The sequence below is a fragment of the Helcococcus sp. KG196 genome (genome assembly GCF_046035495.1).
Lineage (GTDB): Bacteria > Bacillota > Clostridia > Tissierellales > Peptoniphilaceae > Helcococcus > Helcococcus ovis.
Genome location: NZ_JBFNFI010000003.1, coordinates 43,439 through 61,541 on the forward strand (window position 1 = coordinate 43,439; position 18,103 = coordinate 61,541).

An 18,103-nucleotide genomic window follows, 5' to 3' on the forward strand; every position below is an offset into this window, starting at 1 on the left:
AAAAACTCCTTATAATTAAAATTGACCTCTAAAAATTAATAGAATAATTAGAAGTCAATTTTAATTCTATATAAAAAAAACAATTTATATCTTATCATTACTTGAAAAAACTAAAATTTTATTTGTAACAGCCTTTTCTATATTAACCTTCACTTCTTTAGTAATTTTCTTGGGATCTATTTCTTTTTCACTAACTAATTTACATTGTTGTCTAATAGAATCTGTGTAAACTTTCTTAAGTTCTGTGCCTACATTAATTTTGCTCATACCTTTTTCTACACAAAGCTTAAAATCCTCATCAGAAACTCCTGTCCCTCCATGTAAAACTAAATGACAAGGCAATAAAGCCCTTATCTTTTCTAGCCTTGAAAAATCAATTTTTGGCTCTTTCTTATAAAAACCATGAGCAGTTCCAATTGCAACTGCAAGAGCATCAACTTTAGTAGCATCATAAAATTCTTTTGCTTCTTGAGGTGTTGTTAATAAAGCATCTTCTTCACATACAACAATATTTTCTTCTACTCCTCCAACATGCCCTATCTCAGCTTCTACACTAGAACCATACTTACGAGCATAAGCTACTACTTCAATAGTATCTTTAATATTTTCTTCCATTTTCTTTGAAGAAGAATCAATCATAACAGATCCAAATCCAGCTAAAATTGCTTCCTTGCATAATTCTACAGATGTAGAATGATCTAAGTGCAAGCAAACAGGTATTTCTACAGATTCAGCAATACCTTTAACCATTCCAACAATTTGTTTTAATCCAAAATATGAAACTACACTCATAGAGGCTGAAACAATAACAGGAGATCGTAATTTTGCAGCTGCATTTACTATTCCTTGGACATCTTCATACCCATTAAAATTGAATGCTCCTACAGCAAAATTTTCTTTTCTAGTATTTCTTAATACCTCTTTCAAATTAACATATGACACTATGCTACCTCCATTGATTTTTTCTTTTTATTATATAATCTCTTTTCATGGATAATCATTAAAATTGAAACTACAGCTACGCCAACTAATAAGGCAATTAAAAATCCTCCTACATTCTTAACTATAGGCCACATAAAGAATCCATAAGATGAACCTGGAAATACTTCAGCTCCTAAAGAAAATCCTATCGCTCCACCAACACCTGCTCCTACCATACAAATAGGGATAATCATCGGATCTATTATTATAAATGGAAGTACACCCTCAGAAATTCCTAATAATCCTAAAATTAAGCAAGCTAGTCCGCCAGCCTGTAATTGTGGATCAAAAACATCCTCTCTAAAAAATAACTTAGATATAATAGTTGAAATACCTATACCAATAGGTGGTATTAAAGCTCCTAGCATTAGAGCAATATACGAATAACCTGTATCAAAATATAACTGTTTTCCAATTGTGCCTGCCATTTTATTAACTGGTCCGCCAAAATCAAATGCTCTTGCAGCACCTAATATTGCAGACAACAAGGAGCCTCCTCCCTTCCCAATTGAATTTACAAACGTTTTACTCAAAACTGAAAAACCTGATCCTATTGGTCCAATAACAAGATAAGAAATTATTGCTGTAAATATCCCTCCAAGAACGGGTAGTATAAATAATGACTTTACCCCTACATATTTTCTATCAATTTTAATAGCTGAATTTAATCCTTTTATAATATATCCAGAACAAAAGCCTATCATCACCGCTCCGATAAATCCTGCATTTAAATTCACCGCCAAATAACCACCTAACATACCTGGTGCAAGACTAGGACGATCTCCTATAGCAAAAGCGATATATCCTGCTAAAACTGGATACATTAAACTAAACATTCCTTTCCCAGCAACTTGATTTAACCAACATAATATGTATTTTAATCCTGTAGATTCCTTAATAATTTCCTTAGAACCTACATTTATATTAAATAAAGTTTGCCCTAATAACGAGGTTAGACCTAAAGTTACCCCTGCTATTACTATAATTGGCATCATATACGAAATACCAGTCATTAAATGTTTTTGAATATTTTCAAGATTTTTTTTCATTTCAAAACCCCTCTATTTATCATTTCATTTTTTATAAGTTCATCACCATTAACTATTACATTTTGAAGTGAAACCTCAAATATTTTATCTTTGAATGCTTCAAATCTCTCAAACTCTCTAACAGCGACAGCTGCAGTTATTACAATAATATCCGCATTCCTAATATCTTCATCACTAAGTTTATTTTCAATGCCAATTGATCCTTGAGTTTCAACTTTATAGCTTGCTCCAATATTTTTCGCAGCTTTTTCTATCGCATCTGCCGCCATATAAGTGTGTGCTATACCTGTTGGACAAGCTGAAATACCTATTACATACATTACATACCTCCTAATTTTTATGTATTAATCAAAACTATGCTTAGTTCTTGATAAATATCATTAACGCTATTACTAAATGAAATCTGAGCTCTAAAATTTTCATCCATTAATTTTTTTGCTAATTTACTCAACAACCTCAAATGTAAATCATTTTCTGAGTTTTGTGGAACTATTATTGATATAATTATATTTACTAATTTTCCGTCAAGACTTTCCCATTGAATTCCCGTATTATTTTTTATAAAAATTATTGCCGGCCTTAAAATACACGAACTCTTTGCATGTGGTATAGCTATGCCATCAGTAAAGCCTGTACTCATTTCTTTTTCTCTAATCCAAAAACTTTTATATAACTCATCATGATCTGTCGCAATGTTTAAATCTATAGCCTTTTTTACTAAAAAATTAAAACATTCATCCTTTGATGTAATATTTGCATTTAAGATAATAGAATCTTTTGTAAGAATCTCATTCATATAAATCTCCTTGATATAAAATTTCTAAAAATTCTTGATAATTTGAAGCTAATAACAGGTTATCTATCAGTCTTTTATCATTTATCCTCTTGTAAATTTTTTTTAATATTTCAATTTTCTCAAAGTCTTTCCTGTTTAATATCAATACAAATACTAACCTTACCTCTCCCAAAGTCCAATGAATATTACCCTTATTTCTAAAAACTGCTATTATTGAATCAAAATCTCCTTCAACTATAGCATGAGGCATAGCAAATAAATAGCCGGTCTCTGTAGTTGACAAATTTTCTCTTTCAATAACAGCATCTAAAACATAGTCACTAATATTGGTAGAAGCTTTTATTTTATTTTTTAAATCATTAATTAGCTCTTCTTTAGATTGATAATCTACATCAAAAAAATTTTTCTCATTAAAAAAAAATTTAAAATCATCTCCTTTATTAAAATCTAATTTGTAGTTTTTATTTATTAAAATATCACTTGCATCAATTAAAGGTATATTTGACTGATAATTTTTTAATTTAATAGTACTAATTATATAATCTGGTTTAATTTCTAAAGCTAAATCTAAATATGTCGAAGGATAGACTCCTATAATATTAACTCCTTGATTTGCTTTTTCAATTTTTTCTTTCACTATTAAAGATGTCCCAACTCCATAATTACAAATAATGATGGCAGTCTTATTATTGCTTTCACGATTACTTACAGATGCTAAATGTATCGCTAAATAACCTATTTCATCATCACTGATTTTTAACCCAAAATACCTATTTATTAACCCCCCTAGCTTTATTGCATCATTAAATTCAACAATATATTCTTGCTTTATATTATTTAACAATGGATTAATAAATATCTTCGCCCCCTTAGATCTCTTTATCAACAAATCTATATGTATAAACAATAAGTTGTAAAAATGATTATTAAATTTATAGTAATTTGGATTCTCTTTATCAATTATACTTATAGCCATATCAATTATATTTTTTAACTTATTATTAGATAAATCATTTAAATCACTACTTCTTGAGAAAATAGTATTAGAACTTATATATCCTATTTCATTTAATCCAATTTCCATGTCAAAACAATTATTGACAGAAATTACAATATCCTTCACCAGATCAGAATAATCTTCATATTGATTATTTAAGAGATTTTGAGTAGACTTACTTCTAAACATAGCTACTATAGTAGTTGCCAAAAGATTCGAATAATCCATATCAGATAAAATCAAATGATGTTTAATTAAAGTAGCTGTAACAATATCAGATATTTTATTAAAATAATATCCTGTAAAATCTGTTAAAATACAATCCACTATATTATTATCGCTAAATATCATATACTCATTAATCAAAAAATTTCTAATTTCCAATTCATTACCTTGAATCTCTATTCCATAATTAGGCTTTGAATAATATTTTAATTTATATCTACTAAGTAATTTATCTACTTGTTTAAGTTTCGAACTTATTATTGATTCACTATAATATAACCTTTCAGCTAAACTCGTAATAGTAATTGGAGAATTTTTTAATATCTCTTCTATTATTTTGAGTTCAACTGTTGCTTTAGATAACAATGTTAAATCTTTTTGTAAATTAAAATAGTCTCTCTTGGATTTTATATTTAACTTATATCCCTTATGGTTATTGAATTTAAAATCCATATTGTATTTTGTTAATTTAACCTTTAAGCCAGATATTATTCTGCTCACAGTTCTACTGGAAATAGACATAGATTCAGCGATAGAATCAAAATGTATATATTTATTTTGTAAAAAAAGTCGCAATATGTATATTTCCTTATCATTAAACATAAACTATCCTCCTCATATAGATAATAACAAAAATATATTTTTAATTAATATTAATAATGTCTCCGGTTGTTGACAAATTGTAATTAATAAATAAAGATCTCTTTAATAAATAAAGTCCGATAAAATATAAATAAAACTATATACTTATATATAATAGCCATCAATTAGAATTAAATTGTTACTATTACAAAAATAGCAAATAACCCCCTGATTTTAACATACTTTCTATTGTGTCTCACAACAAATCTTTTAATGCATATTGTATATATTGTGCCGCTTTTATATTGTATGACTCTATTAATTGTTTTGCTGATCTACTTTATTGTATTTCCAGTCTTTTTTTCCACAAAAAAATCCTCCTAATTAAGTTTATATTAACTTAATTAGAAAGATTTTTATACACAAAATTTATCACAACCTCATGTACATTTTTATATAATCAATTTTGTATATTGTTATGTTGAGATTTACATCTTATTTTTGCATTTTTTAACTTTTAGGTGGTAATTTAATTAAATAATTTATTCTATGTAATTTACTACTATTACTAATAAAAACACAAATAGAACAGCTTTACTACTATAGTTTTAATGAATGCTATAATGATTAATTGAGACAATGATATAACTCATATAATTTATGAATATTTATTATCAGAAATAATGAATTCTATTAGAAAAAAATCTGCTATAAAACAACTATAAAGTTGTTTTATAGCAGATTTTAACTTCTACCTCAACTTAATCCCCAATTTTTCTTCAAAAAGTTTAACTTTACCTTTCCCATCTTTCATATGAACATGGGCTTGGTAGAGTTCTGTGGTTGGAAAATCGTTACCTTCTATTAGGATTGGTCCTTTTTCAGTAATAGCAATATCCCATCCTACGTATTTTAGATCTTTACATATAGAAGCAGCTTGTACAGCAAGGTCTTTTACTTTTTCAAAGTATGGTATCTTAAATCCAATATAATTAAATTTAGTAATTGGGTTTATCTCAATTATATCTTCCTTTGGCAAATCTCTATATAATGGTTTATCTATAACCCCATTTTCATTTAATAAAGTCCAATACCCTCCCTGACTTGCATTATCTAGATAGCTGTCATTTCCAGATACTCTTAACACATTGTATAATATACTTATATTTCCGTCTTTATCGATGGCTGTTCCTATTCTAACAGTATTTAGTGAATTTAAAGATAATTTTTTCATTTCCGGATGTTGAATTACTGATTGTTCTAAAATTATTTTTCCATCTGATAACAATCTTTCATATAACTTATCCACGCTATCATTTTCACTATAAACCACTCTCTCTACACCTTTACCCCCCATTAACACAGGATCTTTAGCAAAAAATATCGGATTTCTTTGAATAAACGATTTAAATTCATCAAGATTACTATCTTCTAAATTAATTATTTCTCTACCTAGAAATTCAGTAAATTTTTTATTAAATTGCATCTTATCCTTAAGATATTTAATATTCTCTTTTTTTATAAACTCTCTATAAATTTTACTATTATCACCATATTGAGATAAAAAAGTCCTTCTAATTTCTAAATTTTTTACTCTATCAAAATTGTAAGTGTAATAATTTAACCATGTATATCCATACTTTTTATACATCTTATACATATCAACAAATATATCTATTCTCAATCTTTTAGATCTTTTAGACATATCATTTAATACAGTTAATATACCTTTCCAATTAGAATTTAATATTTTTTTAATCATATGACCTCTTAAAATAGTTTAATCTTAATGAAACTACTAAATAAAAAACCCTTGTAATACATTAACTTATTAAACTAAAAATATTATTTTTTTGATTTCTTGTATTCTAAATACTCATCTAAAATTTGTGCTGTAAAATCTCCTAATGCAGGTCCATATTGTCTTTGGTTATTTACAGGATATGCATTTAATTCAATGAATACAGGTTGATTATTTTGATCAACTGCAAAGTCCCATCCTATATATCTGGCGTGTGAAAATCTAGGGTGTAATTTTTTTGCAAGAGCTAATGCTTCTTTAAATCCTTCTAGTTTTTCAGATTTAAAATCTTCTGTGGTAAATAATTTTTCGTGAATTTTAGCTTGTTTTGACATGTATCCATCTTTATCTAAAACTCTAGATATGCCTCCTCTAGCCATATTATCAACAATAGAACCCTCTTGACCATATCTAACAATAGAAGATACAAACTCAACTTTATCATTAATTAATAATGTTGTAATTCTAAATGTATTAACACTTGATTTATTAAGTCTATTCATTTGGTCTGATTGTTTTACCAACTCTTGAACAATAAAATCTCCTAATTTTACTTTTTCTTCAAAAAGTTTTTTTGCCTTTTTTTCATTATCAGTAAAATTAAGTATTTCAACACCATTACCTTGCATATCATCTGAAGGTTTTACGATAACTTTCCCTTCTTTTTTCAATGTTTGTAATGCTTCTTCTTTAGTTAAAAACTCATTATTTTCACTTACAAAAAGTTTATTTTCATATTTTAATACAGCTCTAGGTCTATTTACATCATGCAACATTGAATCTAAAAATATTTTATTTTGTAATTTTTCATCAAAATTTACATCATTTAAGAATTTATATAAATCAGTATAAAAAAAGTCATCAGGAATAAAATGAGGATTAAATTTCTGGTCTTTGTATCCAAAAAATTGAAACCATCTTATATCAGGCTTCATTCCGTATTTTTCCCAAAATGGTAATACAACTTTTTCATATTCCTCTTTTGAACCTTCATAATACTCATAATCTTTCATATTTTTATTTAGTATATCTCTTTGTCTTTTTCTATATACCATATATCTTAGTTCTAATAACAGTTTATTAGCAAAATTAGTAATATTCACCATACTTTCCTCTCAAAATATCTTAAATCTATATTTTATTTTTTTTGTTTTCAAAATACTCGTTTAATACTTGTTCTGTATATTTTCCAAATGTTCCATGGCCATCTTCTCTTTGATTATCTCCAACATATCCATTTAATTCAATTAGAACCGGTTCATAATTTTCATCAATCGCAAAGTCCCATCCAATTATTCTTAAATGTGGAAATTTTTTATGATATTGTTTTGCTAATAATTCGACTTTTTCATATCCAATTAATTTTTCTTTTTGAATTTTATTGCCATTTACATCAAAATCAACTTTTCTATCATTTACAAACTCGTAATCTTCTAAGTATCCTTCATCATCAATAGGTCTGGATTTTCCCCCACTAGAGTAATTATCAACCAAAGCCCCTTCAGCACCGATTCGCAAAATCTTTGATAAAACAACAACCTCGTTATTTATAATAAAAGTCATTGGTCTAATAGTATTTACACTTGAAGGATTCAACTTATTCATTTGTTCAGATTGTTTGATTAATTCTTGAGCAACAAAATCTCCACCTTTAACTTTTTCTTCAAATTTTAATATCGCTTTTTCTTCATCAGAACTAAAATCAATTAAATCTATTCCTATACCCTTCATTTTATCTGAAGGTTTGATTATGATCTTACCATATTTTTTTAAAATATTAATAGCTTCTCTTTTCGATACTAATTTATCTTCCTTCGTTCTATAAAACCCATGAGCATATTTAATAATTGTATTTGCTTTTTTTGCTTCTGGTAAGAAATATTCAAAATAAATTTTATTATCTAAAAATTCATCATATCTTGAGTCATTTAAGAATCTATTTAATTCTGCATAATAAAAATCATCCGGTATCATATATGGATCAAATTTCTGTTTTTTATATCCGGAATATTGAAACCATTTTTTATCCGGCTTCATTCCATATTTGGACCAAAACGGAACTACAACTTTATTATATTCTTCATCAGAACCTTCATAATATCCATTTTTTTCCATTTTATATTTTAAATAACTTCTCTCTTTGTTTTTTAATTTTATAATTCTTAACTTCTCTTGTAATCTTACAAGTTTACTTCCAAAAGTATTTTTTTTCATCATTTTCACCTTTTAAATTAAATTTCAAAATTTAATAACAGTATTTTATTAATTTCAAATAATTTTATAATGTTGTCTTTGAATCCTTAAATTCTTCTAATCTTATATTAAAAGCTTCTTTCATTTCTTTATAATACTCCAATTTTGGATTTTCTACAAAATTTTTCATGAAATCTATTGTGAAATCAGGATTCATAACCAATAGCGGTCCTATTAAGTATGTTCCATAAAAGTTTTTGTAATGGATACCTTCATTTTTAGTTTCTTTATCCATTCCAAGTCCTCTTATTGTTTCAAATAAATACGGCACATTAGCCTTAATTGGATGAGCATATGTGAATTGTGTCTTAAATCCGATTATTTCTATATCATTTTTATACTTTCCATGATATAGCGAATTAATACGGCTCATCATCTGTCTTTTTGCATAATAGGAAAATATACCCAATCCATTTATTTTTTCACCGTTATCTTTTTCGATATATTCAAATAATACTTCCATAGCATTTCCAATAAACAAAAATATATTTCCTTCTTCAATCTTTTCATTTATTTTAGCTTTATAAGGCAGCCATTTTTCTATAATTTGTTCTTGATATTTCTCAGCCATAGGTCCTAAATAGATTAAATCTATTTTTTCTGTTAAAAATCTGGGTTTTTCTGTAATATGTGTTTTTACCAATTGAGCATATGGAAATATATTTCTTATAAAGTCTATATGTCCCATTTCTCCAAATAAATTTGCAATATCAGGATATAATACTTCTATTTTCATTTTTCTAACCTCTCTTGCAATATATTTTCTATTTCTTTTTTTACTTTACCTGTCAAATCTAATGTATCAATATCATTTAGTAAAAATATTGTATCAATATTGTCATAATCTATTGCTTGAGCCACACCATTCCAACCTTCAATACTTACTATCTTATCCTTTTTAATGCCGGATAATAGCAATGCTACTTCTTGATCCTTAAATCTCTTACCACATGTAATATATTGTTTTATATTTTCTGAATCTTTTAAGTATCTAAAATCTAAATCGTACAACCATGATGTGTTTTCAGAATTTTTATAGCCTATATCATGTTTCGAATTTCCAAAAATAACAGCTATATTTCCTGATTGCTTTCTAATATAATCGAAAGTTCTCGATGCAGATATTGGGTTTATTGCTTTAGCCATTATGTAAACTAATCTTGTATTTCCAATCATACAATCATTATATCTGGATTTAACTACTTCAACATCTTCAAAATTTTCACTTAACTCACTCATAGAAAATCCCGTTTCACTTAAGACCGAAATAGCCGCTAATAAATTATACAAATCAACAATATTACTGCTTTGTAAATTAAATTTGTATTCTTTAGTGTCATGTTCGATTACTGCAACTCTATTTTCTAAATCTGCACTTTTAACTAAATAGTCTGATTTGAAATTTTCAAACCCACAGTTATCGCAATGATATCTACCAATATGATTATATCTAATAAATTCAGGAGTTAATCTGTGATTACATTTCGGACAATTTTCTATATCTTTTATCCTAGAATTTCTTTCCTCTTCTTCTCCATCAAGTAAATTAATTGAAAAGAATGTCTTTTCTCTATTCTTATCTAATAATGAGCTTATCAAATCATCTGAATTTAATATCAATTTAGTTTTTTCAGATACGGAATCTTCTAAAATATTAAAAATATAATCTGCATGAGCATTTCTCTTTGATGAATCCCTAAAAAGATTTGTTACAATCAAATAATCAGGTGTAAAATACTCATAAACTCTATATGATGACCTTTCATCAACTTCTATGATTCCATATTCATAATCTAAATTTCCCTTTAAATCTGAAAATTTAATAAATGATGCTATTATACCTTCAACCGTATTTGATCCATAATTATTGTGAATAAAAGAAATATTTTTCTTTTTCAAAAAATCAGAAATCATATTTGCAGTAGTTGTTTTTCCATTCGTTCCTGTAAGGGCTATAGTAGTTTTAGGCACTTTCATATATTTTAATATATCAGGACACATTTTATATGCTATCATTCCCGGTAAATATGTAGCTCTTCTACCTATAAAATTCATAAATTTAATTATAAATTTAGTACTCCACAAGGCAACATAAAATCTAAAACTTTTTTCCATAATCTGCCTTTCATTTGTTATTTTTTTAAACATAAACATTATATAACATTTAAATATATATGGCAATTAAAAATTATAAATTTTCATACATATTTACATAATGATTATTTTTTGTTTCACTAGGATTCATATCATTAAATAATCGGCTTGTTAAATATTTTGCTGAATTATATCCTAAATTCTTTTGTCTTAAATTTCTAACGGCAACTTCTAGTATCATAGCAATATTTCTACCAGGTTTTACCGGAACAGTTAATTTTGGGACTTCTACACCTAAAATAAAGTCAGAATCATCTTCTAAACCTAATCTATCGTATTCTTTATTTTCATCCCATTTTTCAAGTTCTATAACCAAATCAATCCTAGAATCAATTTTAACAGACCCTACACCATATAATCTTCTAATATCTAAAATTCCTAAACCTCTTATTTCCATAAAATGTCTAATGTTTTCAGGAGAAGTACCATATAGTTGGTTATCTATCTTCTTAATATCTACCACATCATCCGCTACAAGTCTATGTCCTCTGATTACTAAATCTAAAGCTGTTTCAGATTTTCCTACAGACGATTGTCCTTTTATTAAAACTCCGGAACCATAAACTTCCATTAATCCGGCATGAATTGTTAATTCTTCAGCTAAATGCTTTTCAAGTGACATACTCAATTTACTGATTAATTTTGTTGTAGCATATTCAGAAATAATTAAAGTTTTATTGTAATAGTTTGCTAAATCTAAAATATCTTGTGTAACTTCTCTATTGTATGAAAAAATTATACACGGAATTTCTTCTGATAAAATCCCTCTAAATCTTTCATATCTTAATTCAGGTGTCATTTGCATGTAGTAGTTATATTCTACGTTACCAATTATTTGAATTCTTTTATATGGAAAAGCCTCCATAAATCCTGATAATTGTAACCCGGGTCTATTTACATCTCCATTTGATATTTCAATTTCTTCATAATCCTTTGCAGGCATGATTACTTTCAAGTCTAATTCTTGTACTAATTCTGATAATTTAACACTTTTAGCCATTTTTCTCTCCAAAATATTTTATAATATTGTTCGCCACACTTTCATTTATATTTTCAACCTCAATTAAGTCTTCTTTTGTTGCATTTTTAATATTAGAAATAGAGCCAAACTTTTTTAATAATGATAAAATTCTTTTTTGCCCTAAACCTTGAATATTTTTAAGTTCAGATTCAAACATTTTTTTCTTATGAACTGTATTGAAATAATTTATTGCAAATCTGTGCACTTCTTCTTGAATACCATATAAAAATCTATAAATCGCCGTATCATTTTCTATCGGTATTTCTCTATTTTCATAAATTATTGCACGGGTTTTATGTTTATCATTTTTCACAAGTCCAATAACTTCAATATTTTGATTAAATTCCTTTATAACTTGTAATGCAACATTTACCTGACCTTTACCCCCATCCATTATTATAAGATCAGGTTTTTTAGAAAATCCGATATTAGTATCATCACTTATAAGTCTTTTTAATCTTCTGGTAAGTACTTCCCGCATTGAACCATAGTCATCCGGTCCTTCAACAGTTTTAATTTTAAATTTTCTATAGTCTTTTTTAGATTTTTTTCCTTCTTGATAAACAACCATTGAACCTACAGAATCTACACCGGATATATTCGATATATCATATGCCTCAATCCTATCAATAGGAAATATACCTAAAAATTCTTCAAGCCTCTTTAGTCCTAAATTTTTATTTTTTTCTCTATTATCCATTTTCTTTAGATATTCTAACATCATTTTTTTTGCATTTTTTGTTGCCATATCTAAATAACTTACTTTTTCTCCACGCATTGGAACTCTTAAATTGACTTTTGAACCTCTTTTTTTTGTAAGAACTTCTTCTATTACCTCATAATCCTCAGGTAATTCCAATAAAATTATCTCTTTAGGAATATATGTCATATCAAAATAAAATTGTTTCATAAATGATGACAAAATTTCAGCATCATTATTATCAAATTCATTTTCAATGATAAAATGCTCTCTATCAACAATTTTACCATTTCTCATAAAAAATACTTGGATAGTTACATAATTTCGTGCCCTAGATAAAGATACTATATCCATATTTTGGGCACTTACACTTGTAACTTTTTGTCTTTCCATTAGACTTTCAATATTTATTATATGATCTCTGTATTCCTTGGCTCTTTCAAATTCTAGGTTTTTAGAGTATGATAACATCTTTTCTTCTAATTCTTTAATAAATTCTTTTACATTTCCTTTTAAGAACTCTCTTACCTTATCCACATTTTTCATATATTGTTTTTGGTCTTTATAGTCATGATTAGGATCATTGTATTTATATAAAAATTGCTTTAGGGAAGGTCTCTTAATACTATTATAATTTTGTTCAATTTTATCAACTCTCAACTTAAACGTATTTTGCAAAAGTCTTATTACATCATTTACAGCATAAGCATTTGGATATGGCCCAAAATATTCATTTTTATCATTTTTTACCTGTCGAACTTTTTCTATCCTTGGAAAAGTCTCATTTGTAAGCATTATATATGGGTATTGTTTATCATCTCTTAATAAAATATTATAATGTGGTCTATGTTCTTTAATGAAATTAGACTCTAATACAAGTGCCTCAACTTCATTTTCAACAATGATATACTCAAAATGGTCAATTTTCTCAACCATTTTAAGTACTTTCATTGATTTATTTTTTTCTCCATTAAAATATGATCTAACACGTTTTTTTAAATTTTTAGCTTTACCCACGTATATTATATTGTCATCCTTATCTTTCATCAGATAAACTCCAGGCAAATCCGGCAACCTTGATAAATCATATCTTAAATCATTCATTATAATTCTCTTGTAATCTTTCTTAAATAAATTAAATCATCACCATCTAATTCTTTAGATAATCTATTGTAACATTCTTCATTATAGCTATTTAACCAATCTAATTCCCAAGCTTCCAATAATTCTTTTAATACCGGTCTTGTATCAATTGGCAAATATAATAATGTTTTAATTTCTAGCATATTTGGCTCTTGAGCATCTTCAACATACACAATATTTTCTATTCTTATACCATGTGCCCCCTCAATATATAGTCCCGGTTCAATAGAAAATATCATACCTTTTTGTAAAACTACACCATTATCTTTTTTTGAAATGCTCATAGGCCCTTCATGAACTCCTAAAACGAATCCTACCCCATGACCTGTACCATGATTAAAATCTAATCCATATCTATATATAGGATTTCTTACAATTGAATCTAAAAAATATCCTGTAGAGTTGTTTTTAAATTTAGCTGATAATCCTGCAATAAATCCTTTTAATGTTAATGTGTAATGTAATTTTTCATCATATGTAAGTTCCCCAAGAGCAATAGTTCTAGTAATATCTGTTGTCCCTTCTAAATATTGAGCTCCACTATCTACTAAATATAAACCTTTTGTTTGTAGTGTTGCAGGTATTACCTTTTCAGGGTCATAATGCGGCATTGCAGCATTTGCTCCATAAGCAGAAATAGTTGTAAAACTCGGTTCAATAAAGTTTTCCTGTTGTTCTCTAAAACTTAGTAACTTTTTAGCTGCAAATACTTCGTCAATTGCTCCTGATTTCACACCTGTTTCAACCCAATTAAAGAATTTAGTCAATGCTATAGCATCTTTATGAAATGCTTTCTTTTCATTTTCAATTTCAATTTCATTTTTAATCATCTTCATCAATGTAGTTAAATTTATGCCTCGTTTTATTCTGACATTCTTATTAATACTTTGATAAACTTTTACATTTGTTCTATTAGGGTCTAAATAAATTGAATTGGAACCTCTTATTCCATTTAACACATTAAAAATAGCATCATATCTATATATGTCAATATTATTAGCTTTCAAATATTCTTTAACTTCTAAATCTATTTTATTTTCATCAATAAACAATATTGCATTTTCGTGACCGATTAATGCATACGAGAAAAATACCGGTGTAGCATATATATCATCGCCTCTTAGGTTAAATAAATATGCTATATCTTCTAAAGCACCTATAAATCCATAATCACAATCTTTTTCTCTTAATCTTTTTCTAAATTCTTTTAATTTTTCAGAAACTGACTTTCCAGTATATTTTTCATCAAAAATCCAAGCTTCCGATTTTGATAATTGAGGTCTATTTTCCCATATATTTGAGATAAAATCTACATCTGTAATAAGTAGTCTATCTCCTAATTTATCATTAATTTCATCGTATTGAGCTAATGATAAACATCTCCCATCAACTGCAACTTTTCCAAATTGAGATACTTCTTCATTTATAAATGTCAAATAATCTATATCCTCTCCCATTCTATATAATTTAAATGGAGAATTCTTTAATTCATTTTCAGCTTGTACGAAATATCTACCATCAGTCCACAATCCAGCTTTATCTCTTGTTATTACCGCTGTGCCTGCTGAACCGGTAAATCCAGAAATATATTCTCTTGTCTTGTAATAATCTGATAAATATTCTGATTGATGAGGATCAGATGTTGGTACAATATATGCTTCAATATCTCTATCCATCATTAAATCTCTAAGATTATCAACTCTATCATAAATACTCATAATTTTTACTCCTTTTTTAATACTATATATTCTATTATACATTAGTATAAAAAAAATGACTAGAATAATTGAGCATTTTCAACATTCCAGTCAAAATATTATTTAAATTTTTCTAATTTTAAAGCTCCGGAAACAAATATTGCCAAAACTAAAACTATTAATCCCGGAATTAACCATCCTAGACTTTGCTTAAATAAAGGTAATTGTTTTACAAAATTTGTTAAAATTGGTATTTCAATCTTAGCTACTAATAAACCTTCAACTACGGATATTAATGACACAACATAAATTGTTGCTTTGTATGCCAATTTACTAAATCCTAATTTATCATGAAATAATGTTAAAATTATAAGTGTCAAAGATATCGGATAAATTGATACTAATACAGGAACAGATACAGCTAATATTTTATTTAATCCAAAATTAGCTACAACAAATGAAAATGCTGAAAATAATAAAGTCCATTTTTTATAACTAATTTTATTATTTGTCAGTTTCGCAAAATATCCACTACCACTTGTTATTAATCCAACACATGTTGTCAAACAAGCCAATGTAAATATAGAAACTAATAATATTCCTCCAAAATTACCAAATACTTTATTTACTGTTATAACTAATACTTGAGCTCCATTTTCCACTCCGGATGTTATTTGCCCTGTAACCATTCCGATATATGAAAGCATTGCATATATTATAAATAAAACAGTTCCCGCTAAAAATCCAGCTTTTACAGTATATCTCATAATATTTTTATCATCTTTTACATTAAATGATTTTATAGCTAAAGCAATCACTAAACCAAAATTAAGTCCTGCAATTGCATCCATTGTATTATATCCTTCTAAAAATCCTTTTACCGGTGCATTTGATATATAGGCATCAGCTGGTTTAGTCGGCATATTTATTCCTGATATTATTACACCGATAAACATAAATAAAATAAGCACTAATAAAGTAGGTGTCAGCACTTTTCCAACTCTATTTACCAACTTACTTGGATTTAATGAAATTAAAAATGCTGATAAAAAGAAAAATAATGTATATAAAAGCCTTAAAGAAAATATATTAACTCCCTCCGGTAAATACTGTTGTACTGCCATTTCAAATGGTAAACTACCTGCTCTTGGTATCCCTAGTCCAGGTCCTATTGATAAATAAATCAATGATGTAAATACCAATGAAAACACCGGTCCGACTCTATTTGCTAAATTTGTTAAACCCGATGTCTTTGCTACGGCTATTACAGCTAAAATTGGAAATACAACAGCAGTTATAGCAAAAAATAATAAACTAATAAAAGTTAAATTTCCTGCTTGATGTCCTAGCATTGGAGGAAATATTAAATTTCCCGCCCCAAAAAATAAACCAAAGAGCATTATACTAACGCTTAAAAATTGATTTTTTGATAAACTTTTCTTCATAATCTTCTCCTAAAAATTTTTATATTTAAAATAAAAAATCCTTTGCTATTTCCAGCAAAGGACGAAATAATCGCGGTACCACCTTTTTTCTTCACATAGTGAAGCACTTATAACATCTAACAATGTCAGGTATTTGTAACGTAAACCACTACGAAAAATCTTAATTTTATAATAATTTCAGATTTTCAATAAAAAAGATGATTTTCAAAAGTAATCCACACTGTTTCACACCAAACAACAGCTCTCTGTAGCTTCAAAACTTTTTACTCTTTCTTTTATTTTTAATATATTAATTGATATTATAAATAAATTATTTATATATGTCAAGTGTAAAATATTATCGTGCATTTTGAGCGATATATCCAGCATAAACGGAAAATGCTAATATAAAAATAAAATAAACTATAAATACATAATCTGTAAATAAATTTTTTAAATATTTTTTCTCAGCTTTATCTATTTTTAGATTGTTTTTAAATTCATTTCTTCTTTTTTCTGTAAATAACTGCACTATAGCACTAAATCCTAAAATAATCAATATAATAGATAAAGCAACAATTTGCATTGATTGTAAACCGTAATTTGATGATAAAAATCCTACAATTGCAACAATTAAATTATTTATTATGTGTAATATTAATGCATCTCTAAATGAATAAAAATATGCAACATATGTAAACACTAGTGCTAATCCAAATGTCCCTAACCCTTGAATTATGTTTAAATGAGAAAATGAAAATAATATAGACACCAAGAGTATGCTTGCTATTTTTCCATATTTTCTAGTTATATTCAAATAAAATCCCCTAAACTGCAATTCTTCAATTGCCGGTCCAAAAATTACAGCATAAATAAATAATGTTATATTTAAATTATTTTGAATTATTTTAGTAACATTTGGAGAAGGTATATTAAGCTTACTTACAACAAAATTAGTAAAAATACTAAATATTAAAGTTATAGCATAAGATAAACCTACAAAGAAAAATAAATCTTTTATACCGAAATATTTTTGTTTTTGACTTCTTAAATTCTCCAAAGATTTTTTGCCAACAAAGAAATATATTGGGATTATGCCTAAACCAACTATTGTTATTTGTCTAATCCCTATATCCTGTATAAACCCCGTTAAAGAAGCTAAAATATTAATACTTAAAAAATATATCAAATACGAAAAAATTATTTTTCTATTTGCCTTCCTTGCTTCCACTAAGTTATAATTTTCATTTTCTAATAAATTTTCTAAATTATTTTTCATT

15 protein-coding genes and 1 other annotated feature are annotated in these 18,103 nt (G+C 26.9%); all 15 genes read right to left on the reverse strand.

Going from position 1 to position 18,103, the window contains the following annotated elements:
- Positions 1-84: 84 nt before the first annotated feature.
- The 15 genes from ABGF45_RS02280 to ABGF45_RS02350 all read right to left on the reverse strand — a co-directional run bounded on the left by ABGF45_RS02280 (position 85) and on the right by ABGF45_RS02350 (position 18,102).
- On the reverse strand, positions 85-942 hold the full coding sequence (locus ABGF45_RS02280) for a class II fructose-bisphosphate aldolase (protein WP_134743848.1): 858 nt from the start codon (positions 940-942) through the stop codon (positions 85-87).
- Positions 942-2,030 (reverse strand): fructose-specific PTS transporter subunit EIIC, encoded by a 1,089-nt coding sequence (locus ABGF45_RS02285; RefSeq protein ID WP_134743847.1) that lies wholly within the window; start codon positions 2,028-2,030, stop codon positions 942-944. Before ABGF45_RS02285 ends, ABGF45_RS02280 begins: the two co-directional genes overlap by 1 nt.
- Positions 2,027-2,350: a PTS fructose transporter subunit IIB gene (locus ABGF45_RS02290; RefSeq protein ID WP_134743846.1), complete on the reverse strand. Its 324-nt coding sequence runs from the start codon at positions 2,348-2,350 to the stop codon at positions 2,027-2,029. Before ABGF45_RS02290 ends, ABGF45_RS02285 begins: the two co-directional genes overlap by 4 nt.
- 17 nt (positions 2,351-2,367) lie before the next feature.
- Positions 2,368-2,826: a PTS sugar transporter subunit IIA gene (locus ABGF45_RS02295; protein WP_134743845.1), complete on the reverse strand. Its 459-nt coding sequence runs from the start codon at positions 2,824-2,826 to the stop codon at positions 2,368-2,370.
- Positions 2,819-4,651, reverse strand: a complete 1,833-nt coding sequence (locus ABGF45_RS02300) for a transcription antiterminator (protein WP_134743844.1) — start codon at positions 4,649-4,651, stop codon at positions 2,819-2,821. Before ABGF45_RS02300 ends, ABGF45_RS02295 begins: the two co-directional genes overlap by 8 nt.
- Positions 4,652-5,381: 730 nt before the next feature.
- Positions 5,382-6,392, reverse strand: a complete 1,011-nt coding sequence (locus tag ABGF45_RS02305) for a sugar-transfer associated ATP-grasp domain-containing protein (protein ID WP_134711553.1) — start codon at positions 6,390-6,392, stop codon at positions 5,382-5,384.
- 83 nt (positions 6,393-6,475) lie between these two features.
- On the reverse strand, positions 6,476-7,537 hold the full coding sequence (locus ABGF45_RS02310; protein ID WP_134711554.1) for a sugar-transfer associated ATP-grasp domain-containing protein: 1,062 nt from the start codon (positions 7,535-7,537) through the stop codon (positions 6,476-6,478).
- A 25-nt stretch (positions 7,538-7,562) separates the two neighbouring features.
- Complete coding sequence (locus ABGF45_RS02315; RefSeq protein ID WP_167554067.1) at positions 7,563-8,645, reverse strand: sugar-transfer associated ATP-grasp domain-containing protein; 1,083 nt, start codon at positions 8,643-8,645, stop codon at positions 7,563-7,565.
- A 64-nt stretch (positions 8,646-8,709) separates the two neighbouring features.
- The gene (locus tag ABGF45_RS02320) at positions 8,710-9,420 is read right to left on the reverse strand and encodes a hypothetical protein (RefSeq protein ID WP_134743843.1); all 711 of its coding nucleotides are present in this window, start codon (positions 9,418-9,420) and stop codon (positions 8,710-8,712) included.
- Complete coding sequence (locus tag ABGF45_RS02325; RefSeq protein WP_167554068.1) at positions 9,417-10,799, reverse strand: MurT ligase domain-containing protein; 1,383 nt, start codon at positions 10,797-10,799, stop codon at positions 9,417-9,419. Before ABGF45_RS02325 ends, ABGF45_RS02320 begins: the two co-directional genes overlap by 4 nt.
- A gap of 73 nt (positions 10,800-10,872) precedes the next feature.
- Complete coding sequence (hprK, locus tag ABGF45_RS02330; protein ID WP_134743842.1) at positions 10,873-11,838, reverse strand: HPr(Ser) kinase/phosphatase; 966 nt, start codon at positions 11,836-11,838, stop codon at positions 10,873-10,875.
- The gene (gene uvrC, locus ABGF45_RS02335; protein WP_134743841.1) at positions 11,831-13,663 is read right to left on the reverse strand and encodes an excinuclease ABC subunit UvrC; all 1,833 of its coding nucleotides are present in this window, start codon (positions 13,661-13,663) and stop codon (positions 11,831-11,833) included. The genes hprK and uvrC overlap by 8 nt, the downstream gene beginning before the upstream one ends.
- The gene (locus tag ABGF45_RS02340; RefSeq protein WP_134743840.1) at positions 13,663-15,420 is read right to left on the reverse strand and encodes an aminopeptidase P family protein; all 1,758 of its coding nucleotides are present in this window, start codon (positions 15,418-15,420) and stop codon (positions 13,663-13,665) included. Before ABGF45_RS02340 ends, uvrC begins: the two co-directional genes overlap by 1 nt.
- Before the next feature lie 98 nt (positions 15,421-15,518).
- Positions 15,519-16,844 (reverse strand): branched-chain amino acid transport system II carrier protein, encoded by a 1,326-nt coding sequence (gene brnQ / locus ABGF45_RS02345; protein WP_134743839.1) that lies wholly within the window; start codon positions 16,842-16,844, stop codon positions 15,519-15,521.
- A 54-nt stretch (positions 16,845-16,898) separates the two neighbouring features.
- Positions 16,899-17,129 (reverse strand) — a binding site (T-box leader).
- A 52-nt stretch (positions 17,130-17,181) separates the two neighbouring features.
- Positions 17,182-18,102 (reverse strand): CPBP family intramembrane glutamic endopeptidase, encoded by a 921-nt coding sequence (locus ABGF45_RS02350; RefSeq protein WP_134743838.1) that lies wholly within the window; start codon positions 18,100-18,102, stop codon positions 17,182-17,184.
- Between the last annotated feature and the right edge of the window lies 1 nt (position 18,103).